The organism is Belliella kenyensis (genome assembly GCF_022549675.1).
Taxonomy (GTDB): Bacteria; Bacteroidota; Bacteroidia; order Cytophagales; family Cyclobacteriaceae; genus Belliella; species Belliella kenyensis.
Genome location: NZ_JAKZGR010000012.1, coordinates 83702 through 105937 on the forward strand (window position 1 = coordinate 83702; position 22236 = coordinate 105937).

The window sequence follows — 22236 nt, forward strand, 5'->3', positions numbered from 1 at the left end:
AATGTTCAGGAATCTTACACCAGTCGTCAAAAACCTTTTGCTGATAAATATTGGCGTATTTGTCATTGCCAGTTATTTCATGCCTGGTTTGGAGAAAATTTTTGCGCTATACTATGTAGAAAGTGCTTCATTCCTTCCGACCCAGTTTGTCACTTACATGTTTATGCATGCCAATTTTTGGCACCTTTTCAGTAACATGTTTGGCCTATTTATATTCGGCCCGCTATTAGAGCAGTTTTTGGGACCTAAGAAATTATTGACACTCTGGATGGTATGTGGAGTGGGCAGTGGACTATTATACTCTGGCTATAATGCTTACAAAATCCATCAACTTGACCAAGAGATAGAAGCTTTCTACGCTAATCCTAGTCCTGATACTTTCAATGACTTCGTCAAAGACAATAGGCATCTTTTCAAATCTGGTGTGTATGATTTCATTGATGAATATAGCAAAAATCCAGAGAGCAAAAGCCTCATTCAAAGAGCCAAAGAAAATTACAATGGAATCAGGGACATTCAAATCAACATCCCAATGGTGGGAGCTTCAGGAGCCTTATTTGGGATATTGATTGCGTTTGCGATGTTTTTCCCCAATACAGAGCTACTATTGCTATTCCCTCCAATGCCCGTGAAAGCGAAATACTTAGTCCTTTTCTATGGACTTTATACAGTTTATAATATCTTTAACAACAATCCAGCTGATAATGTCGCTCACTTTGCACATTTAAGTGGATTGATAGTTGGTGGTATTTTAGTTTATTATTGGAAAAGAAATCGGAAGAACTTTTATTAAAAGAACCAGGCTATGTACGGAGGATTTTGGGACAATTTAAAAAATGCATTTCGCTATAACAACAATAGCCTTTACAAGCTGATTGCTATCAACTTGCTTGTATTTGTTGCTGTTCTGGTTTTAAGGATTGTTCTTAGCTTCTCGGGGGCAGAGAATGTCTACAGAACACTGCTCTCCTACCTGATGATGCCTGCTGACCTTGGGCAGTTTATACAGCAACCATGGACTATTTTGAGTTACATGTTCTTGCATGAGGGTATATTTCACATTCTTTTCAATATGCTATTCCTGTATTGGTTTGGATTGTTATTGATGGAATATTTAGGTAGCAGAAAATTGGCAAATATCTATATTTTGGGCGGTATATCTGGTGCACTTTTATATGTTTTGATGTACAATGTATCCCCAATGTTTGCAGAAGTTCTACCTGCTGCAAAGATGCTTGGTGCTAGCGCTGGCGTGTATGCTATCGTGGTAGCAGCTGCTACATTATCGCCGAATTCTGAATTTAGATTACCAATTATTGGCCCTGTCAAAATCAAGTATATTGCTATCTTCTATGTGTTCATAGCATTTGCCAACTCAGCGGGAAACAATGCAGGTGGAGAATTGGCCCACCTTGGTGGTGCAGCTATGGGATTTTGGTATGTGTATCAACTAAGAAAAGGAAACGATTGGGGAAAGCCAGTACAAGCAATTGGGCAGTTTTTTGAATCGCTTTTTTCTCCAAAAAGAAAAATCAAGGTGACTTATAAAAAGAAGTACACCAAAGAAACTCAAAACAGTAACTATTCCACAAGTTCTAAAAGTAGCACTACCCCTTCTTATTCATCAACCACAGATGCCACACAGGAAGAAATAGATGATATCCTTGACAAAATCGCAGAAAGAGGATATGAGGCCTTGAGCAAAGAAGAAAAAAGAAAGCTTTTTGAATTCAGTAAAAAATAAGTTGATGATGAAATTGAATTTCAATTTGATATCATTTTCCTTTATCAAATCATACTCACAATTCTGCTCGATAGGATCAAAAATTAACTGATCTTTGATTTGGCTTTTACACTTATCGCAGGTCTTATTCTGCAAGAATTTTAAGGCAGTCTGAATACAGCCCCTACCCTGAGGACTGGCCATCGGGAGTTTTGACTTTGCATTTTGAATTCAGTAACAAATCCGAACTGCTCGGTTGCCTTTATAAAAGCTCCTGCTCCAAAATTAGCTCCAGACCTTTGTTGATTTACTCCAGGATTACCTGGTTGAAGATTGATCCAATAATTGCTATAACCTGCCAAAAGATAGACTTGAGAAACTCCCTCGGAAAGGTAATATTTCAAATCCATGTTGAGATTTAATGAATTACCTACTTGAGGAAACCACACCGTAAAAGTAGGAGCTATGGCCAATCTGTCTGCAAAGAAATACTCCCCTCCAACAAAAGTCCCAACCTCTTTGATTGTCAGCCTGTAATCCCCTCCTGCCATCAACCTTACTTCTCCTTGCTCCTGTGAAAACAAATTCCCGAACATCATGAAAAAAACAATGATAAAAAGTCCTCTTTTCATTACAATTTTTAATTAGCGTTAAACTCTTGATCCAAATTATCTGATTCTTATCCATCAAAAGTAATACTATTATCTCAAATCAATAAGGAAATGGGGAATTGTATGCTTGATAACAGGTCTAAATCCAAACCAGATGGTAAAAAAAATCTCCATTCTAAAATAAAACCCTCAAGTCTTAAATAGTCTTGAGGGTTGAAAAGAATGGACAGAGGCCGGTATATTTAATTCACTAACCGATCAAAAGCCTACAGCATAATCATCTCCTCGAGGATCTCCGGCGCCTTCTAGTTTACCATCCCTTTGAATCAAGATAGCATCTACTCTACCAATGTTCCCCCTATCAATGAACCTATGTCCCATTTTTGCCAATTGATTTCTCACATCTTCTGAGATGGCATTTTTCTCTAGCTGAATCTCTTCAGGATACCACTGATGGTGAAACCTCCTTTGAGCGACAGCATCGGTCATAGACATATCATGCTCAAGCACATTCAAGATCACTTGAAACACACTTGTGATGATTGTTGAGCCACCTGGGGTTCCGACGACCATTTTTAGCTCGCCGTCCTTCTCTATGATGGTAGGTGTCATGGCACTTAGCATTCTCTTATTGGGTGCAATGGCATTGGCGGCCCCACCAAGAAGCCCGTATTTATTGGGATGGCCTGGTTTCACACTGAAATCATCCATTTCATTGTTCAAAAGAAAACCAGCTCCGCTTACAAAAGTCTTCGATCCATAAGCAGAATTGATTGTTGTGGTGAGTGATACAGCATTTCCGAACTGGTCAATTATGCTATAATGTGTCGTCTCCTCACTTTCTACAATTTGAATTTCAAGAGCTTTAACTTCTTCACTTTTGCTCGCAATAGAAGGATTAATCTGTTCTGCTCTGGCCGACAAATATGGTGCATCCAAAAGTTCCTCCACTGGAACATCCCAAAAATCAGGATCTCCCAAATGTGCTGCCCTATCTGCATATACCCTTCTTTCCATTTCGGTCATCAGATGTATAGTCTGTGCTGTCTGATGCCCAGAAGCTTTGAGATCAAAATGAGAAGCTATACCAAGCAATTGCATCAATGCAACACCTCCGCTACTTGGAGGACCCATTCCAATCACTTTGTACCCCTTGTAGTCCCCAACGATTGGCTCTCTCCACTGAGCCTTGTAACTTTTAAGATCTTCATGCGTCATGATGCCAGCCCCAGCATTCATTTCTTCTATTATCAGATCAGCAGTGACTCCTTCATAAAACCCCTTGACACCGTCTGTTTGTATCCTTGTCAAGGTCTCAGCAAGTTCACTTTGAACCAAAACATCTCCTTCTTTCCATTCTTCCTCTTTGATCAAAGCGACTTTATTGGGAAATCTATTATTTTCCATAAATTCCCTTTTGAGATTATTATAGTTGCTTGCTTGCTGAGCGGTAATTTTAAAACCATGTTTGGCTAGATCTATGGCTGGCTGTAAGAGTAGTGCAATGTCCATGGTGCCATATTTCTGATGAGCTTCATACATCCCTGCTACAGATCCCGGTACACCAGCAGAAGTTACACCATACAGGCTTGCATTGACATCTACATTTCCTAAATCATCTTGGTACATGGTCTCTGAAGCCAAAGAGGAAGCCTTTTCTCTAAAATCTAAAGTGCTGACGTTCCCATCTTTATCCCTGTAAACCATAAATCCGCCTCCACCGATATTACCAGCTGAAGGATATACTACCGCCAATGCAAAGTGAGTAGCTACCATAGCATCTATGGCATTGCCACCATCTGCTAAAACCTTCGCTCCCACTTTAGATGCCTCTGGATGTGCTGAGACGACCATGGCCTTTGATGTGATTGCTGTCTTGCCATCTGTAAATGTGATTTCCTCTTTGCTGTCACATGATAGTGCAAAAAAGAGTAGAAACGACCACAGAAACATGTAATTGCTTTTATTGGATCTTTTCATAAAATTTCAAATTAGGATTATGTCTTAAAATTGATTAGAGGTAAAGTAAATTATTTATAAAACTGCTGAAAAAACATCAGGCTGTCTAAAATATCATTGTCTTTTGACAGGTACTCCAGCAAGCACTCCGGTATACTCCCCTTTGTCTATTGCAATCTGTCCATTGACGAAAACATATTTCATACCTTCGCTGAATGCGGATGGATTTTGGAAAGTGGCATTTTCCTTCACTTGATTGGGATCGAAAAGAATCAAGTCAGCGTAATTTCCTTCTTTGATTTCTCCTCTTTCCGGTAGTCCAAGATGAAAAGCGATATCAAAAGTACTTTTCTTTATCATTTCCCCCAAGGAAATCACCTGCTCTTCGAGTACATACTTTTGGATTTTACGTGCATATGAACCAAACTTCCTTGGATGTCCCACGACACCATCAGAGCCGGTGAAAACCCACTCCTGCCTCATAAAATGCGTCAAATCATCCTCCTTCATGTTGAACGAAACGACCCGAACACCACCAGCTTCTTTCAATATCTTGACCACAACCTCCTCGGCAGGAAGATGGAGCTTCTCGCTGAGAACTTCCAGAGACAGGTCATGGTAAGCGGTAAGATCTTCGGCACTTACAATAAGTGATAAAGAACCGCCCCTTCTACGTATATTCTCTTTCACTTCGACCAAAATCTTCTTGTGAAGTTCATCATCATTGAGCCTTTCCAGCAAAGCATCATACCCACCATCCTCAGCCCATCTTGGTATCAATGCTGCAACCATACTCGTGCGTGAAGCTATATAAGGGTATTGATTGGCTGTAATTTCAAGCCCATCAGATTTTGCATCTTCTATCATTTGAATCACTTCATCACTCAGGCCCCACACATCAGCACCTAAGGCTTTGATATGTGAAAAATGAAGGGGAATACCGGTTCTTCTGCCAATTTCTAAGGTTTCTTTTATCGATTCGATCAATCCTATAGAATAGGAACTCTCATCCCTGATATGGGTATCATACACTCCGCCATAAGATGCTGCTACTGCTGCTAGTGCTACGACCTCATCTGTTTTGGCATAACTCCCTGGTGCATAGAAAAGTCCAGTACTCAAACCAATGGCACCTTCTTCCATCGCCTGAGAGACCATGTCCTTCATACGTTGCAATTCATCTTCGGTAGGTTGTATATCTTTAGGGCCTAAAACCAACCTTCTTACAGTTCCATGCCCGACAAACAATGCTACATTTGTACCAATACCATTCTCTGACCATTGTCGAAAACTGCGTTCTATGGGAAAAGGGCTTCCTCCATCATTTCCAGCAATTACTGTAGTCACTCCTTGATAAAGTGCGGAGAGGTTACTTTTCCTTTCGACATGAGAAAGATCTGATTCCAAATGTGTATGGGGATCAATGAAGCCAGGAGCCAAGATTAAGCCTTCTGCATTGATTTTTACCAAATCCTTATACCCTTCTAGAGAAATCTGTGAGGTATCAAGCTTGAGTATACGATCTCCAGAAACTAAAACATTCAATTTTCTAGGGGAGGTTTGTCTTCCATCATACACTTCCGCGCCATAGATATAATAGACTGACTCCTGACCTGATGCCACATGGCAAAAGCTACAAATCAATAAAATCAGCAAAGAGGATTGAATGATCATTTTCATGGCAAAAGGCTAGATGGTGAAATACCTTTTAGTTTCTCATTCTTTTGGTGGAAACTTCTAATTGACTGAAATACCGTAGGTACAGAGGCTTCAAGTCTATGATAGGTATCTTCTGCAATATTTTGTTTAGAAAATGGAACCACTTTTACATATTCTTGAATGTCACTTGGAGTTCTACCGTACTTGTATTCATAGGTGAAATTCAAGTTATTCTCTACTTCCACATTTGAATTGCTCAAATTGGGGACACTGATATAATATTCGCTTTTAGAAAAATCTCCTTTTTCACTTAACAAGTCATTTTCAGCAAGAAACTGATAAAGTTCTATAGCAACATTGTCTGCTGGATCCACTATCTGAATATCTTCGTTCATCAAGTCTCTGTATCTGTAGCCCTTTGCATCTTTAAAATCATAAAGTTCAGCTATTACCTTTCTCATTTCACTTTTTAAATAAGGGTAATGTGTGCAACCCAGCAAAATTACTTTGAGTGGCTGTGGGTTTTGACTGGACCTTATCTTTTCCATCATGCTGACAAGATGATACCTCACATAATTCTCTGTACTGTTGATCTGCATGATGTCACAATCATCAAGATTTGAGTTATTACAAAGCATTTTTCCATGATCAAAATCAAAATTGTATACATCGAGGAGTGTCTTGTGAATAGGAAAATCAGGATGATCAAGACTTGGTCCTCTGTAGTTGTGACGTGGATTTTGAGATTTTGAAGAAATATAGTCAGCTTCTTGGTCTACTGCTTCAGCAAGTCCGTGCCCTCCTTGATTGAATATTTGTATATCTCCCTGAAAACCCAATTCTGCTTTATATTTATTGATTGTATTTTCATACCCTTTTGAAGCGATGGTGCCTACTGTAGCAAAAACTGCAATAGACCCATCTTCCCTTTTTTCAAACTTTTCTAATGCACCTTTGGCGCCAGCATCTATCACACCGATCACTTTAAGAGGTATATTGGCCTTCTTCATAAAGTCTTCCAAAGATTCCTTACCATAAGCCGTGGCTGTGTTGCAAGCGATCACCATGGCTTTGACTGGTTCTTTGGAATGCTCGACCTTTTGGGTTTTTTGATCTATATAAAATTTCTTTGACAAAAGAAATTGAGCATCCTTGATAATGTGCTCGATCAACAATTCGGAATTGTTTGCAGCGTAATAATTACCATAAGGCATATTTGCTTGATCAGCTAGATAGATGAACTTTTCACTTGCAAAATCTAGGATTCCATCAGCAGATAATTCGTGGGATTGATTGTCAAACTTGTCAGATTCCATCACTGAATTTAGGATAGTAAGTCCTCCAGTACCAGAGTCAAAAAATCCAATAGGGAGATCCTCATTGATCTGATATGCTTCTGTGTCTATAAAATAGAAATTTTCCTTATCAGAAAGAATCGCATGCTCTATTGCAGTGAACTCACTTGAATCCTGCCTCTTGTTTGCACTATTTTCACTACATCCAAAAGAAAGTAATACGATGATAGGGATAAAGTGTCTTAAATGGGAAATACTTTTCTTCATCATTTGTCTATTTTATGAAAGGTGCAAGTATAAAATCATTGATCAATGTAGCAATATCTGTAAAATGTTGCGAAGGTGCACTACCTCTATATTGCGAAGTCAGCACGATGATCATGTCAAGTTCAGGAATGGTCATCATATACTGACCACCAAAGCCGATACCACAATAAGTCTTGAATCCAGAGGCGTCAATCAGCCACCATAAATAACCATAACCATCTATAGGAAATGGCCTAGAGATACCATGAGGCTCTACCTTGAATGCGATGCTATCATCAATCCACTCTTTATTGATGATTTGTTTGTCAAGGTACTTACCACCATGCTTGATCATTAAACCTATTTTGGCATAGTCAGCAGGTTTGATGAAGATATTATTACCCCCTTCATGATACCCCATCGGATCCGCAGTCCATTGATCTACATGGATATCCATAGGCGAGAAAAGGTGTTCTTGTGCAAATTCCAAAGCAGATCTCCCCACAGCTTTTGCCAAAACTACTCCCAAAAGGTGAGTATCACCAGTACTGTATCCGTACAAAGATCCAGGCTCTGCTAAAAGAGGTAGCTCAAGTGCATACGCTATCCAATCTTCACTTGCAACCCAGGCGGAATATTTGTCCAAGCTAGTAGGTTCAAGACCAGATTGCATAGTCATCAAGTGCCGAATGGAGATTTGTTTTTTTCGTGGATCCATTCCTTCCTTGAAGTATTCAGGGAGAAAATCAAAAACTGTTTGATCTATGGATTGGATAAATCCTTCCTGCACAGCAATCCCTACGAGGATGTTTAGTATACTCTTAGATCCGGATTTGATATTGCTGTAGTCTGTATTTGGGTCAAAGCCATTGAAGTAACTCTCATAAACCATGGTGTCATTCTTGACGATAATCAAGCTATTGATTCTTTTCATGGTATTGGCCATGCTATCAATCGAATGCTTATCATGATTTGTCCAACCCATACTGGTCAAGCTTTTTAGGCTTTTGGACATTTCTTTTTCTTGAGCATATATCTGAAAATGGGTAGAGATAATTAAGACTAGAAGGATAAGTAAAGATGCAGGTTTCATAAAATTTCTTAAGATTAAAATCAAGGCTGTCCTCACCTTTTAGATCTTGCTTCACCAATTCTCGAAAAAGGAAGAACCAATTCGAGCTATGCTTTAAGGTAAGCAAGAGGAATTCCATGTCCATGGACATGGAAGAAGACAGCCTTGAGTGGATATTAAAGAGATATACCGATTCTCATGTAATTATTGCTTGGAGCTACATTTTCATTTCCAGTGAGTTCCAGTACAAGGATGAAATTTGTGGTTCCAGGCCTTTGGAATGCCAACCTCTCCACTTCGATAAATCCAAAACTTGAATTGGCAGGAATAGTGAATGAGCCCACATTGGCGATATTGTAATGCACCCCGCTTTGAGCATTACTTTCTTCCTCTAAAATACGATAATTGATCACTTGATCTTGAGCCAAGTGCCCACCGATCAAGTTAACTTGATATCGCACTGTACCAACGGAGCGCTGATTGATCAAGGGGTAATTTCTTCCCGTAGCATTATTTGTGACCACGGCATTTTGAAATTCCACCAGTTTGTCCGTAAAGTAGTACCTGTCCTCATACACCTCGAAGCAAGCTGTAGTAGTAAGGCTACATAAAATTAGGAAAATGATATATTTTAAGTTTTTCATTTTAGTTTCTGTTAGGAGATTAATAGCCTGGATTTTGTTCTAAATTTGAATTGATATCGACTTCTCTAATTGGAATTCGAGCCAAGGTTCTGAAATCTTCAAATGGAATAGTACCAAACTCTTTGACAATATCAAGACCCAGTCTTTTCAAATCAAATGATCTATGCCCTTCAAAAGAAAGCTCCAGTCTTCTTTGTTTCAAAATTTCCTCTATCAAACTTTCTCCTTCAAGATCCATCGCTTGCAAACCAGCTCTTTCGCGAATGATGTTCAAGTTTTCATTGGCTTGTAGGTTTTGACCCAGTCTTGCATGAGCCTCAGCTTTATTCAGGTAAAGTTCAGAGACACGTATCACAGGTACATTGTCCAAATTATTGATCCCTCCCCTACTAAAGAATTTGGTAGTCTCAAATACGCCACTGTTCATTCCGAGTCCTCTATAAATAATCGATCTTCTCACATCAACATCTTCATATAGGGCCAACAATTCTGGACTGAATACCGCCAGTCCTTGAGAAGTAGCCGTGGTCGTCTGATCATTGAACCTCGTGGTGAATGTGGCTCTAAGAGACTCATTTTGACCAAGGTTCTCATTGGTCATAAATACCACCTCGAAAATAGATTCTGGATGAACTTCCTGTCTCCAAGAAGAGAAGTAATTCTCCTGTGAGACAAATGTCCCAATACCAGATGCAAGTGCTTTGTCAGCTTCAATGATTACTTTCTGATAGTCTCCATTGTACAAGGCTACACGAGAGAGCAAAGCAGCTGCCGCCCCGTGTGAGGCATAATGGGGGGTTTGGGTATTTATACCTTCTAATAAAGTATATGCCCTTTCTAGGTTTTCATATATGTATTCATATACCTCATTGATAGGGGCTCTTCCAGCCAAGACTATTTCATTTACATTTCTTATTCCAGTCTTTAGCAAAGGTATCCCACCACGGTTATTTTCAGGAATAATAGCCGTAGGATCGTAAGCGTATACTCGCGCCAAATTGTGATAATATAAGCCTAGCAAAAATCGGATTTGACCCTCTATTTCATTTTTAAAATCAACCGAAAAATCATTTTCATCCAGTGCTCTAAGTACTAAATTAGCCTCGTTTATAGCGTAGTAAGAGTTTTGCCAATTGTTGATATGAGCACCTGGTTGGTTATTGGCTTCACCTGTAAGTCTAATGCCTGTTCCAGCCTGAATAGAATTGTCAGTCAAGACTTCAGGTATGGCGATCATATCTCTTCCATATTGGCTGATAGCCCTAAGCCTTGAGAAGACCGAATTGGTGGCTGCTCTTACTGCCTCTGGACTAGTCAAAGCTTCGTCCGCATCTATACTTTGTTGGGGGTTGGTTTCTACAAAACTTTCACAAGCTGTGAAAGCAATCAATAGAAACAAAACCAGGTATGTATTTAATGTTTTCATGATGTCCATTTTTTAAAATCCAATCTGTATTCCTATTGTGTAATTTCTAGTCTGAGGGACAATACCTTGATTGCTAGTAAAATCACTTCCATCTAAGTAAAACTCTGGATCATAGCCAGTCCATGCAGTCCAAGTCAATAGATTCACTGCCTGGGCATAAATTCTTGCATTGGTTAACTTAAGCTTGTTTACAAGGCGCGGACTGAAATCATATCCAAGAGTAACTTGTTTCAGCCTGATAAATGAGGCATCTTCCAAAAATCTGCTTGATGTTCTGATGTAAGAAGCTCCATTGGTTTCGGCACCACCTTCAAATGGCCTTGGATGTGGTGTGATTTGACCTGGCTCTGTCCATCTTTCTAAGTATACACGCTCCAAAGCATTTCTGATCCCAAACCCATTTCTGTACCACCCTACATTGGCATTGTTGTAATACTCTCTTCCCATATCGTAAGTGAAGAATACATCAAGGGATAGGTTTTTGTATGTGAATGAATTGGACCATCCTCCAAAGTAGTTAGACAATTCACTACCAAAAATCTGATAATCACCAGGGTTCAAGGGATTGTAAGTAATGTCTCCATTGGCATCATACCACATTGGTCTACCTGTGGCAGAATTGACCCCAGCATAAGCTGCTTCGAAATTGGTTCTTAGAGGGTATCCTACTCGCACAGATTGGTTCCCGGGAAGCACCTCCAAGTCATCAAACAATCTGGTCACTTCATTGTCCAAGAAGGTAATGTTAAAGCTACTTCTCCATAAGAAATCTTTGTTTCTTATGATATCAGCTGCTACTTCTATCTCTATACCTTTGTTGACAACTTCACCGATGTTGGAGGTAATATTTCCATATCCAGAGATCCATGGTAATGGCTGACCGAGTAGTAGGTCTTTGCTCGTTCTATGAAACACTTCAATGGCACCATAAAGTCTGCTCTCAAAGAAAGAGTAGTCTAAACCAAGATTGTATGTAATGTTTCTTTCCCAACCTAGGTCCACATTGGCAATCCCTCCAGGTTGAATACCAGGGTTACCCGCATAGTTACCTGCACCACCATACAGTCCCCTAGAGTCAAAATTACCAATTTGATCATTTCCTGTCTGTCCATATCCAAATCTTAGCTTCAGCTGATCCACATTCTTAGATTCAACAAGAAAACTCTCCTGAGAGAAATCCCAACCTACAGAAAGTGCTGGAAATAGACCGAACTTATTATCCGCTCCAAACCTGCTAGATCCATCATATCTTAAGATGGCACTTGCAAAGAATTTTCTATCATATTCGAAGTTAGTTTGTCCAAATACTCCAAATCTCTTGAAACCTGTCCAAGTACCAAACACTGTTAGTGGCGTAGAAGCAGATGACATTCTTCGAAACTGATGGGTAGGAAATCCTTCAGCAGTACTTCCTTCTCTTTCCCTTTGGTCACTTCTATATTCTGCCCCTACTAAGGCTGTTAGTCTACTTTTATCATTTAGCTTTTTATTAAAGTTTAATGTTTGGTTGGTGATAAAGTTTGTATTCTGCATGGTTTCGATTTGTAGAAACCCCTGTCTTCCGAAACCACCCTCTGTCCTTGGGTCAATGTAAAACTCTGATGAAATGATTCTGTAATCCAATCCATAGAAGGATTTGAATTCTAACTCATCGGTGATTTTGTACCTAGCTGTAAAATTTCCAATAACAGATCTTTGTCTTGACCTAGCCGTATTGTATTCGGCGGTCTGTACAGGGTTGTACCTCATGGTACCAGGCAATCCTCCCAATGGCGCATTCCATGAACCATCCTCTAGCCTGAATGGCTCGGTAGGCACTATCATCGGTGAAGCGAACTGAGGTGCTGCAAAAAGTCCCGTAGTACCTACACCATCATTACCGTTTTGTACGATAGAGCTCAAGTTAGTATTCATTTCAAAGGTCAACCTCTCATTGGCTTTGTGGGTGACTCCTAGTCTTGCTGTAGCTCTTTGGAAGTCTATGGCTACCACATTACCGATATGGTTATTGTATGATCCAGACATGATAAAGGTCGTGTTATCATTACCTCCAGAGGCTGTCAGGTCTAGGTTGTCTACCACTCCAGTTCTAAAGCCTATGTCTTGCCAATCATAAGTTGGTAAAGCTGCAATTTGATCATCTGTGAGATTAGTGGGTAGTCGGAGGTCATTTAGTACACCTGTTCTGATAGTCTCTGGAGTTCTTGTCGGGAATCTGTTTGACATGGCCTCAATTCTAGCATCGATGAATTGCTGAGAGTTCATCATCTGCATCTTCGGCATTGGTTCGGTGATACCCTTGTAATAATTTAAATTGAACCTGGTTTTGCCAGATTTTCCTTTTTTGGTGGTGATAAGAACTACGCCATTTGCAGCTTGAGCACCATAGATTGACGCAGCGGCAGCATCTTTCAATATCTCCATGGACTCAATATCATTTGGATTTAGAAAAGCCAGTGGATTGTTCTCAGTCCTGTTAGTACTTACGCTTTGGCTGTTCAGCTGTACACCATCTACGATGTATAATGGTTGATTTCCAGCAGTAATTGAGCCTTGCCCCCTGATATTGATATTCACCTGACCACCAGGAACACCAGAAGATGATTGAACCAAAACACCCGCAGCTCTACCTTGCAGTGCTTTATCAAATGAACCAACTGGCAAATTTTCAATATCAGATCCACTTACAGATGACATGGAGCCAGTCACAGCTCGCTTTTCCTGCACGCCATAACCAGTCACTACAAACTCATTTAAGTTTGATACTTCTGCTCTTAAAGAAATGGTTATTTCGGATCTATTGCCTACGGCTACCTCTTCTCTTCTAAAGCCTAAGAATTGGAAAATCAAAGTGGCATTATCTGACACTTCGATACTGAATTTCCCATCTAAATCTGTGGTAGTCCCTTTGGAAGTACCTCTGATCAAAATGGAAACACCTGGAAGTGGCTCTCCACTCTCATCAGTGACAGTTCCATTGACTCTTCTATCTTGTATTTCGATTTTACTGACAGGGGAAATTGTATTAGTAGCGGGCTTCTTTGTGGGAATTACTGCTATTTGCCTTCCAGAAATTTCATAGGTCAAATTTCTCGACCCTAATACATCCGCAAGCACTTGATCTAAAGGTTTGTCTTTGACGCGCAGTGTAATGCTATTCCCTTGATTTGACTTGATTAACTTATCTTGGTAAAAAAATAGGTATTCTGTTTGATTCTGCACATTGTCAAAAAACTCCTTGAGACTAGCTTGGTCTAGCTCTAAACTTACCAGCTTGGTTTGTGAGAATGTGTGAGCGGATACATTCATCATTCCAAAGAGCAATAATCCAGCAATCAGTTTCATACACAAAATCAATTTGAGATAGTATTTCCCAGTGGGTATGGGAATACCTGTTGAAAGCATTTTTTTCATAACTTTGTAATATTGATGTGTTACATTAATTAAAGCTACCCTTGCAGGGGTAGTACATTGGTCGGAAGGTGTTGCAGCACTTTCCGATTTTTTTTACTTTTAGATTCCTCTGGTGAACTCGTACCTCCTTCCTTTTTTCGATATAGATACGCCTGACGTAGAAGCTATAGTCCCTAAGACTTGCTCAATGTCTGTTTTCAAATCTAATCTTCCAGTGAATGTTTCTCTTTCTAATATTTTACTCCCTATGGCTATCTCTACATTGTAGAGTTTCTCAAGTCTCTTACTGATGTTTCTTATGGATTCCTCTTCAAAAATCAAATAACCATCTTTCCAACTCACAAATGGCTCTACATTTACTTCATTGACCTCAAAAGTCTTTGCATTTTTGCTCCAATTCAATTGCTGATTGGGCTTCAATACCCTTTTCTCTGCTTTGAACAATGACTCTCTCTCTGACTTTACTTCTATACTTCCAGTGACCAATACTGCCATGGAATAGTCATTATTGTCATAAGCATTCACATTGAAGGATGTCCCAAGCACTCGGTAGCTGAGGTCCTTAGTCTGTACTGTAAATGGGTTGGCTTCATCTCTAAATACTTCAAAATACGCTTCTCCTTCCAAGTAAATATGTCGATTGCTAGCAAATGCTGTAGGATAGACCATCTTTGAACCTGAATTTAGGTAAACCTTGCTTCCATCTGGAAGTGAAACTTGCGATCTTTTCCCATAAGGAATAATCAAGGTGTTGTACTCTCCCAGTTTGGAAGATGCGGTAGTATTTTTATTGACCACAATGGCATCATTTTGATAATCAATGACGGAAGCTTCGCCTTCAAGCAGTATGGTCTCTTGGTCATTGATGATCAGCTGGGCTTGATCATAGTCTTCAAAATTCAATTGGCTTAGCATTCCAGAATAATCATGGGTGCCTGAGTACCGATACAAACCAAAGTATGCGCTACCTGCAACTACTAGAATGCCCACCAATACTGCTGCATATTTTAACCAATGTGCTGAAAACTTGCTTGCCTTAGCACTTTGCTGATTTGCAGAATCAACGATTCTTTCAAAAAGTTGCTCCTTCCTTTCTGGAGATATCGAACCTCCTGTCGAAACCTTAAAAGCCTTGGGCAAAAATTTGCCATATTGGTCTTTGAAATTTTTGCTGTTTTCCTGATCCTTATTTTCTGTCATCTTGCTGAGATATCCTTGGAAGCGATATAGTGAGGCTTCACTTATTATAGAGGGAATTTATACCCTTGCATAGACAAAAAATCTCATGTAATTCAAAAATATATTATAAAAACCTGAAATACTGCACGTTATAAATTCTTGAAAAACGCCTTTGAAAAATCATGATAGCATAGCAGGTGCTCTATCTCAAATGTAAAAGAAGCTTAATTCATAAGAGCAGCTATGAAAAGGCTCAGCTGTATTCCACTTTTCAGTAACCTGAAATCTATATTCTCTGTAACAACCGTATCAGATTCAAAGTTGGACCTGATATCTTTGATAGCTCTGTACATTAGGGTACGACATGAAGTAAGAGAAATTCCTAGCAAAATACTGATGTCAGCATAGGACAGGTCTTGTATATAATGAAGGTAGATAATTTCCTTTTTCTTTCGGCTCAATTGGTTGATAGCTTCCGCAAGCTTGAAAACCATGATCTTCTGTTCTTCATTATGGATCATCGGGTCAAATTGAAGATCCTCGATTTCAAAGCTCTTGCAATTTGTATCCTTGAAATCTAAGATTGCATTACTATTAAGGATTGATTTCAACTGTCTTCTGAGACATGCAAAAAGATAAAATTTGATATTGATATTTTCAGATAAATTAGCTCTTCTGGCATGCAACTCGACAAACACATCATGAATGGCATCTTCTACTTTGAATTTGTCCTTGCAAAAAAGCAAACCATACATTACCAAGCTATCAACATGGTCAAGGTATATTTTTTTAAAAGCATTTTGATCTCCCTTCAAAAATCTATTCCAAACAATTGACTCTATGTGGTAATCCTTTTCCAAATTTTTATACTAAGCTTGATGTAAATCCATGTTAATTTATCTTTAAATATATGAGTAACATTTTTCACTTCAAATTAATACGCTCGAAAAGTGCTGATAATGTAAATATTGGTATGTTTTGAGCGGCAAAACTTGTGAATATGGGTTTATTTTGATTAGAAAATGTGATAAACTATTCAAATTCTCATGTACACACATTAAAAAATAGCACTAAACTCAAAATACCACGCCTAAAAAATGAAATATGGATTTTTCAATACCCTGGATACTTCCCATGCCACTCTTCATCATCATAGCTATAGTTACTTTTACAACCAATGCTGAGGTCAATCCCAATTTCTTCTACAATATCTTTGTGCATCAACTTATCTTGCCAGTCTTGTGGTATTTGCTCCTGACCAACCATAAGCCCTACGATATTCCCCGTGATAGCTCCAGTGCTATCTGAATCTCCTCCGTGATTGATCGCTGTGAGGACAGCACTTTTGAAGTCGTTTGGATAGTGTAAGGCACAAAGTAAAGCTATCGCAAGCGCCTCCTCTGCCACCCAACCTTCACCAATTGTACTTATCACATCTTGATCGATATTTTTATTTTTGTATTGCTTATGAAGCGCTCTAGCTTGGCTGACTTTATCATAAACTTCCTCGTGACCTTTCCGCTTTTTGAGAATCCTAAGGGCATTTGAAATTGATGTTTTCAAATCCAAGCCTTGTGACAAGTCAGCAATGATAGAAGCCAATAGCCCTCCACTCAAATAACCAGAAGGATGCCCATGGGTTATGGCCGATATTTTGACCCCTTCTTCAAAAGCTGTTTTCCTGTTGTGGTTAAAAATCAAGCCCACGGGAGCAACTCTCATTACTGTCCCACATCCTTTGCTATCATTGATCGGAACTTCTAGGGAGCCCATAATTTTTGATTTCAAAGCATGGATACAAGTAGCCCCAGGGTCTCTTCTTTTGTAGAGTTCCTTTCTCTGAACTAGCCAACCTTCCATAAATCCAAGTGTTTTGCTAGACTCATCCACGCCCTCACCTTGAGTGTGAAGCCACCTGAGGTAAGATTGGTGGGTGATGTGAGTTTGAGCACCGCCAAAACCCTTTAACGCTGCCCTGTGACGAGCCCTCAACAATCCCTCCGCTGTAAAAAGCAACATCTGAGTATCATCGGTAAACTCACCTTTTACATCAGGATGCTCTACATAATCCTGCACTCCTGAAGCCCCATACTTGCTGATGATAGATTCATAATTCAAAAATTCTATTGGCGCACCCAAAGCATCACCAATAGCTCCTCCTAATATGCATCCGAGGTATTTGTCTTTTTTATTGAGGTTGGTCATGGTTCTATGAATTTGGCATTATACTTTTGATCTATCTTTATTATCTATTGAACTCAAAAGCTCTCCTAAATTGACCCCAAAACCTTCTTCAATAAATTTCAATGTATGAGGTTGATTATCAAGTGAGGCTTTGATCAATTGAGAGGTAAATAATTTGTTATTTTTCTTCCAAACTGCCTGCTCCTTTTCTTTAGCTGTAATCCAATCCACTCTAACTAAAAATTCAGAATTCTCATTGTCAGAGTTTTCAAAAATCCCATTTTCTTGCAAGGAATAGTCTCTCAACGATTTCTGGTTTATATAAAAATCATTTACTCTTACAGCCTTTTCCGAAACTTTACCAACTCCAACATATCCACTATTCTTCAAATAGGCTACAACTACATCTCCAACTTCCAGAGTTCTAATCGGACCGCTCCATTTTGGATGTTGCCCAGCTGATAGAAACCCAAATTGCATGCAATCATGCCAACATCTATGCGCTCCTTCACCTACATTTACATAATAAAGACCATTTTCAAAATCAAATCCTGAAAGATTAATATGCAGCTTATTGTGAGGTCTAAACTTTTCAGCAAAATTTACCATTGATTTGTTGACCAAAGACTTTCCTAATTTCCAAATAAGGGTTTTTTCAACTAATAATGCTTCCTTTTCAGTCAACCCCTTTGCGATTACTTTGATAATTGGCTCAAGTCCAGCTTTTCTAATTTCTGCGATAATCTTTGTTTTATCTGAGTCATCATCAGATTTCAAGTGTGATTCCTTTCGATTTCCTTTACCCTTCCCATAGTAAAACTCTTCGTAGTTTCTAGGATCAATGTAAACGTATACGTAATAATTTTCCATTCTATTATTTATTCAGATTGCCAACTAACTTATATGTGAATTAAATTTCGCTTTTCAAGTGATTCTTCATTATTGAGGCGATATGCCACAAGCTTCCCTCCTTTTGCTACACTGTAGTCTAAGCAACAAATATTGTTTTTGTAAAAAGAAGGTTCTCCTTTCAGCCAGTAGTGACCAAAAAACACTTTCTTGTCATTAGATTGATAATAATCCGATGAGTCAATTTCTGGAATTTCAACTAGCTGATTAGGCAAATTATCTATAGGCTCAACACTGATCTCTCTATAAGTCATTTGCTTAGGATCTTCCCACCATTTTATTCTTATTTCATTGCGCTCGTTTCCATCTTTATCTTTAAAGGAAAGCCCCTTAGGCAATTTTATTTCTTTACCCTTCAGTATTTGCTCAATGGCATCATGAAGCGCAGTCCCTGTTTGGACTGATTGATATATCAACTCATCAGTCAACTTACCCTCGACCAAATTTTCTTTCAAATATTCGATGCTTGTCTTATCCCAGCATGCATGAACAGCTCGGAATTCTTCAGTCTCGTAAAAAAGAGGAAGAGTCTTAAACCATTCCAAATACATTTCATATTCCGATTGTCTATTTTGGAACTGGCTTAAAGTAGCTTGATGCTGAATAATGTTCTTTATAGAGTGCGCTCTTAAATGCCCTCCATCCATCGCTTTTAAATGAAAACAGATAGCATTGTATTCATGATTCCCCATTAAGGCGATAGCCATTTCACTTTCTACCATGCGCTTGACGATTTCAAGTGTTTCCCTAATCTGTGGTCCACGATCTATATAATCACCCACAAACAAAGCCTTTCTTTCAGAGTGCGAATAAATTCCATTTCTCTTTGAATAGTCTAGTTTCAAAAGTAAAGCTTCAAGCTTGTCTGCATGTCCGTGTATGTCGCCAATAAAATCTATCATCGTTTTGGGGTTTTTCATTCATAATGAAACCTATATTTCAATTATTTTCGAAAGGGGTTAAATTCTATCTGACCATCTGTTAATCCGTTTAAGATTTTTTTTCAAAAACTGATTCCTTTTCGCTTTTTATTGCTCTCCCACTTTATAGAAATATTTTTCCAACTGGCTCTTGATATACTCCTTATGCATGTCCATACCTTTTAAATCATAAATCTGTCTGGTTGTAGTTTCTATGCTTCGAGGATTGATATGTGCTACACTTCTTTTTTCTTTGAGGTAAAGGCTAAACGGAAACTTTTCATTAGAATCCCTTTTCAAATAATCTTCAACATGTAACAACAGTAAAATATTTTTACTGGCTGTTGTATCTTTTTCATAGTTAAGATTTTCAACCCTATGATACTGTATTTTTTTACCGTCAACATCTTTAGTTTTTGAAAGATGATGCTGAATTACTTTCAAAAGGAGTTTTTTAAAATCTTCTTTATTCTTAAACTTACTCAATTGTAATATACTTGCTAGTTTTTCATATTTAGTTACAATTAAGAATCCAATGTAATGATAAAGCTCTTTGTCAGTGTACCATTCTTTTATTTTGTTAAAAGTATGTTTGATCGCTTTCCAATCTAAACGTTCATTTCTTTGAAACAAGTCATTATATCCATTAAAGGATACTCCCTTTTGTTCTTCTGTTTCTACAATAGTCACTTGATTAGCCAAATCAATAATCAGATCTATCCTTGTATCAAGATTGTCATAGTAATCATTGTCACAGATAAACGACCAAAATTCATCATCCTGCAATTGATTTTCTATCTTTTCCCAGTCTCTCCTAAGGTCAAAGACCTTTGACTTTCCTGTTTCATCTGGATTTTGTTTAAGGGTATCCAAAATGAACAAAGTCTTGATATGTTCTGAGTTAGATAAAGGAGTTTCCCCAGCATATATATTCAAAAAATCTGTTTGAGGTGAGATCCTTTTCCAAGCATCATGCAGTTGAAGACTGAGTTTTGCCAAAAATTCCTCTTTATCTACTTTAGCCTGATCAAACCATTCCTTGGTCTCTTGATAGATTCTAAACAGGTGATTTACATCATTTAACAACACGCTGTTTTGTTGTTGCTTCCCACTTTGCCCTCCCAAAAAACCCTTCAAGATAAAATGTAACCCCATCAGGTCACTGATAGGGTGATAACCTATATAATTGTCATATTCATCCATAGCAATAAAATCAGTTTACGATCAGATTTAATAAAATTAAAGCATTGGAAAACATACAGCGGTCAGGATTAGCCGTGATGTTAAAAATGCTTTCTTTCCATAAATCAAATATCGCCCGACCCTCAGCCAAAAGATGTCTTAGATTGAGAGAAATAGACCATATTAGATAAAAAACATCAAATTTTGACCGACTTCAAAGCTTTGGAAATGTTGCTTTAGGCAACAAGGCTAGCTAACAGTCTTTAGATGATTCTCTCAGCTTTTAGATATGATTTAAAAACAAGCATTTAAGGTTATTATATAGAGTGCAAATTATTTATGAAGAGTAAGTTCTTGGTAAGCTTCATAGATAAAGGTTACCCATTCTCCAATCTTTTCCGCAAGATCATCATCATTAAATAGCTTCCAAGATTCAGATGGCAGTCTAGGGTGACCATTTAATTCAGCCACTTCAGCGAGGCAATACCAATTCCTATATGAATTCCCTTGATTAAGACATTTATTATTAAAACCCCTCTGTTTTAAAATACTATTCATTTCTTCTCTAATAGGTTTCTCTACATCATCACCCCCTCCATGCATTCCAATTCCAACAATTCCCTTATTCAACCAGTATAAATAAATTTTAGGAGTTGTTTTGTCATCTCTTTTAAAGAGTATTGAGAAATCCTCTTTAATTTCAATTTTTGATGGAACTTCTATTTCAAATAAGCCTTTCAAATTTTCATTTTCCCTCAAATTACTAACTAAAGAATTTATGAATTTAGAATAAACATTTGAAGAAATATTTTGAAGTGCCTCAAAAGCTTTAAAACTATTTTCATCCTTGGTAATTAAATTTATGATTTCGTCATTCATATGATTGTCTATGTTTTGGTGGGTTAAGGATTTGATTGCGTTGGAATATTGGGTTAATGTCTCCCTGATGATAGGTTGATCGATACAAGCTAATTTGCAGCTCTCAATCCAATTGACAATATTATCGGCAAACGATACTTTTTTATATTTATCAATCATTTTTTCACACTTACTTTCTTCTCCAAATAAAGTGAGAAAAAGTACTGAATTATCATTAGCATTATTCGTGGTTTTTTGAATGTAATCAAAATATCGCCCCAATTGATTTTCTTGCTCTTCAGCCCAGATCTTCACTTCAATTGCAAAAGCCAACTTCTTCGAAGGGTTAGAAATAAAAATATCAATTCTTCCACCTTCAATTGTTTCTTGATTAACTCTTCCTATGGGTTTTTCAATTTCAACTTGAAATCCTTCTGTTGATTCTTTGATCTCCAAAGTATCAAAAAACAACTTTAAAAACTTATCTTTTTGCATATGCCCAGCTTTAGGGTTCAGCAGGTAGCCAATAAATCTAGTATGAAGGACTACTTCATTACGGACTATATCACAAGCATGGAAAATGCTAAAAGCTTGTCCAGTGGTTTCAAAAGTTTTATCATAATATTTGACAACCTGTTCCACGTTATTTAACAGGTTCTTTATTGGTTCAATATTCTTCATCTAATTGTGTTCTTTATTTTCTATTCTGGTTCAAAATACAAATCTTTAGTAGAAAGTCTTGTGATTACATATTCCATTCTCAAATTTCATCCAATCATTCGCTTTTTTTTAAAATAGGAAGAATAGTAATATCGCAATGAATGCTACTACCTGTTTTCCTTAAGCTTTTCTTTATTCAGAATCCCTAACCTATTAGATTCATCAATTTTAAAAGAGAAAAACTGCAAGCTTCTTGTAATTAGAAACAATTGATTTGATATCCAAATCATTCAAG

The 22236-nt window shown here is 38.1% G+C and carries 17 protein-coding genes; 2 read left to right on the plus strand and 15 right to left on the minus strand.

Annotation, left to right across the window (positions count from 1 at the left end; translation table 11 throughout):
- Position 1: 1 nt before the first annotated feature.
- The gene (locus tag MM214_RS13395; RefSeq protein WP_241296140.1) at positions 2-793 is read left to right on the plus strand and encodes a rhomboid family intramembrane serine protease; all 792 of its coding nucleotides are present in this window, start codon (positions 2-4) and stop codon (positions 791-793) included.
- A 12-nt stretch (positions 794-805) separates the two neighbouring features.
- Entirely contained in the window at positions 806-1744 is a 939-nt protein-coding gene (locus MM214_RS13400; protein WP_241296141.1) for a rhomboid family protein, read from the plus strand.
- A 140-nt stretch (positions 1745-1884) separates the two neighbouring features.
- On the opposite strand, the gene MM214_RS13405 is transcribed toward MM214_RS13400, so the two are convergent.
- From MM214_RS13405 to MM214_RS13475, 15 genes are all read right to left on the minus strand, one after another.
- Positions 1885-2355 (minus strand): hypothetical protein, encoded by a 471-nt coding sequence (locus MM214_RS13405; protein WP_241296142.1) that lies wholly within the window; start codon positions 2353-2355, stop codon positions 1885-1887.
- A gap of 237 nt (positions 2356-2592) precedes the next feature.
- Complete coding sequence (ggt, locus tag MM214_RS13410) at positions 2593-4314, minus strand: gamma-glutamyltransferase (RefSeq protein WP_241296143.1); 1722 nt, start codon at positions 4312-4314, stop codon at positions 2593-2595.
- Positions 4315-4407: 93 nt separating this feature from the next.
- Entirely contained in the window at positions 4408-5973 is a 1566-nt protein-coding gene (locus MM214_RS13415; RefSeq protein WP_241296144.1) for an N-acyl-D-amino-acid deacylase family protein, read from the minus strand.
- Positions 5970-7517: a glutamate racemase gene (locus MM214_RS13420; protein ID WP_241296145.1), complete on the minus strand. Its 1548-nt coding sequence runs from the start codon at positions 7515-7517 to the stop codon at positions 5970-5972. The genes MM214_RS13415 and MM214_RS13420 overlap by 4 nt, the downstream gene beginning before the upstream one ends.
- 4 nt (positions 7518-7521) lie before the next feature.
- Positions 7522-8586 (minus strand): serine hydrolase domain-containing protein, encoded by a 1065-nt coding sequence (locus MM214_RS13425; protein ID WP_241296146.1) that lies wholly within the window; start codon positions 8584-8586, stop codon positions 7522-7524.
- A 155-nt stretch (positions 8587-8741) separates the two neighbouring features.
- On the minus strand, positions 8742-9209 hold the full coding sequence (locus MM214_RS13430; RefSeq protein WP_241296147.1) for a DUF4843 domain-containing protein: 468 nt from the start codon (positions 9207-9209) through the stop codon (positions 8742-8744).
- Between the two features lie 19 nt (positions 9210-9228).
- The gene (locus MM214_RS13435) at positions 9229-10635 is read right to left on the minus strand and encodes a RagB/SusD family nutrient uptake outer membrane protein (protein WP_241296148.1); all 1407 of its coding nucleotides are present in this window, start codon (positions 10633-10635) and stop codon (positions 9229-9231) included.
- A 12-nt stretch (positions 10636-10647) separates the two neighbouring features.
- On the minus strand, positions 10648-14049 hold the full coding sequence (locus MM214_RS13440; protein ID WP_241296149.1) for a TonB-dependent receptor: 3402 nt from the start codon (positions 14047-14049) through the stop codon (positions 10648-10650).
- Between the two features lie 99 nt (positions 14050-14148).
- Positions 14149-15249, minus strand: coding sequence for a FecR family protein (locus tag MM214_RS13445; protein WP_241296150.1), 1101 nt, complete (start codon positions 15247-15249; stop codon positions 14149-14151).
- Positions 15250-15452: 203 nt separating this feature from the next.
- Positions 15453-16088: an RNA polymerase sigma factor gene (locus MM214_RS13450; protein WP_241296151.1), complete on the minus strand. Its 636-nt coding sequence runs from the start codon at positions 16086-16088 to the stop codon at positions 15453-15455.
- Between the two features lie 253 nt (positions 16089-16341).
- Positions 16342-17433: an ADP-ribosylglycohydrolase family protein gene (locus MM214_RS13455; RefSeq protein ID WP_241296152.1), complete on the minus strand. Its 1092-nt coding sequence runs from the start codon at positions 17431-17433 to the stop codon at positions 16342-16344.
- Positions 17434-17451: 18 nt separating this feature from the next.
- Positions 17452-18282 (minus strand): GIY-YIG nuclease family protein, encoded by an 831-nt coding sequence (locus MM214_RS13460; RefSeq protein WP_241296153.1) that lies wholly within the window; start codon positions 18280-18282, stop codon positions 17452-17454.
- A gap of 29 nt (positions 18283-18311) precedes the next feature.
- Entirely contained in the window at positions 18312-19223 is a 912-nt protein-coding gene (locus tag MM214_RS13465; protein WP_241296154.1) for a metallophosphoesterase, read from the minus strand.
- 126 nt (positions 19224-19349) lie between these two features.
- Positions 19350-20444 carry a hypothetical protein gene (locus MM214_RS13470; RefSeq protein ID WP_241296155.1) on the minus strand — a complete coding sequence of 365 codons (1095 nt, stop codon included), beginning with the start codon at positions 20442-20444 and terminating at the stop codon, positions 19350-19352.
- Positions 20445-20756: 312 nt separating this feature from the next.
- Positions 20757-21962 (minus strand): PDDEXK-like family protein, encoded by a 1206-nt coding sequence (locus MM214_RS13475; protein ID WP_241296156.1) that lies wholly within the window; start codon positions 21960-21962, stop codon positions 20757-20759.
- Positions 21963-22236: the final 274 nt, after the last annotated feature.

Excerpts from the sequence above, each read along its gene's own strand:
- MM214_RS13395 (WP_241296140.1), top strand. The coding sequence starts at position 2 with ATGTTCAGGAATCTTACACCAGTCGTCAAAAACCTTTTGCTGATAAAT.
- MM214_RS13400 (WP_241296141.1), top strand. The coding sequence starts at position 806 with ATGTACGGAGGATTTTGGGACAATTTAAAAAATGCATTTCGCTATAAC.
- MM214_RS13405 (WP_241296142.1), bottom strand. The coding sequence starts at position 2,355 with ATGAAAAGAGGACTTTTTATCATTGTTTTTTTCATGATGTTCGGGAAT.
- ggt (WP_241296143.1), bottom strand. The coding sequence starts at position 4,314 with ATGAAAAGATCCAATAAAAGCAATTACATGTTTCTGTGGTCGTTTCTA.
- MM214_RS13415 (WP_241296144.1), bottom strand. The coding sequence starts at position 5,973 with ATGAAAATGATCATTCAATCCTCTTTGCTGATTTTATTGATTTGTAGC.
- MM214_RS13420 (WP_241296145.1), bottom strand. The coding sequence starts at position 7,517 with ATGATGAAGAAAAGTATTTCCCATTTAAGACACTTTATCCCTATCATC.
- MM214_RS13425 (WP_241296146.1), bottom strand. The coding sequence starts at position 8,586 with ATGAAACCTGCATCTTTACTTATCCTTCTAGTCTTAATTATCTCTACC.
- MM214_RS13430 (WP_241296147.1), bottom strand. The coding sequence starts at position 9,209 with ATGAAAAACTTAAAATATATCATTTTCCTAATTTTATGTAGCCTTACT.
- MM214_RS13435 (WP_241296148.1), bottom strand. The coding sequence starts at position 10,635 with ATGAAAACATTAAATACATACCTGGTTTTGTTTCTATTGATTGCTTTC.
- MM214_RS13440 (WP_241296149.1), bottom strand. The coding sequence starts at position 14,049 with ATGAAAAAAATGCTTTCAACAGGTATTCCCATACCCACTGGGAAATAC.
- MM214_RS13445 (WP_241296150.1), bottom strand. The coding sequence starts at position 15,249 with ATGACAGAAAATAAGGATCAGGAAAACAGCAAAAATTTCAAAGACCAA.
- MM214_RS13455 (WP_241296152.1), bottom strand. The coding sequence starts at position 17,433 with ATGACCAACCTCAATAAAAAAGACAAATACCTCGGATGCATATTAGGA.
- MM214_RS13460 (WP_241296153.1), bottom strand. The coding sequence starts at position 18,282 with ATGGAAAATTATTACGTATACGTTTACATTGATCCTAGAAACTACGAA.
- MM214_RS13465 (WP_241296154.1), bottom strand. The coding sequence starts at position 19,223 with ATGATAGATTTTATTGGCGACATACACGGACATGCAGACAAGCTTGAA.
- MM214_RS13470 (WP_241296155.1), bottom strand. The coding sequence starts at position 20,444 with ATGGATGAATATGACAATTATATAGGTTATCACCCTATCAGTGACCTG.
- MM214_RS13475 (WP_241296156.1), bottom strand. The coding sequence starts at position 21,962 with ATGAAGAATATTGAACCAATAAAGAACCTGTTAAATAACGTGGAACAG.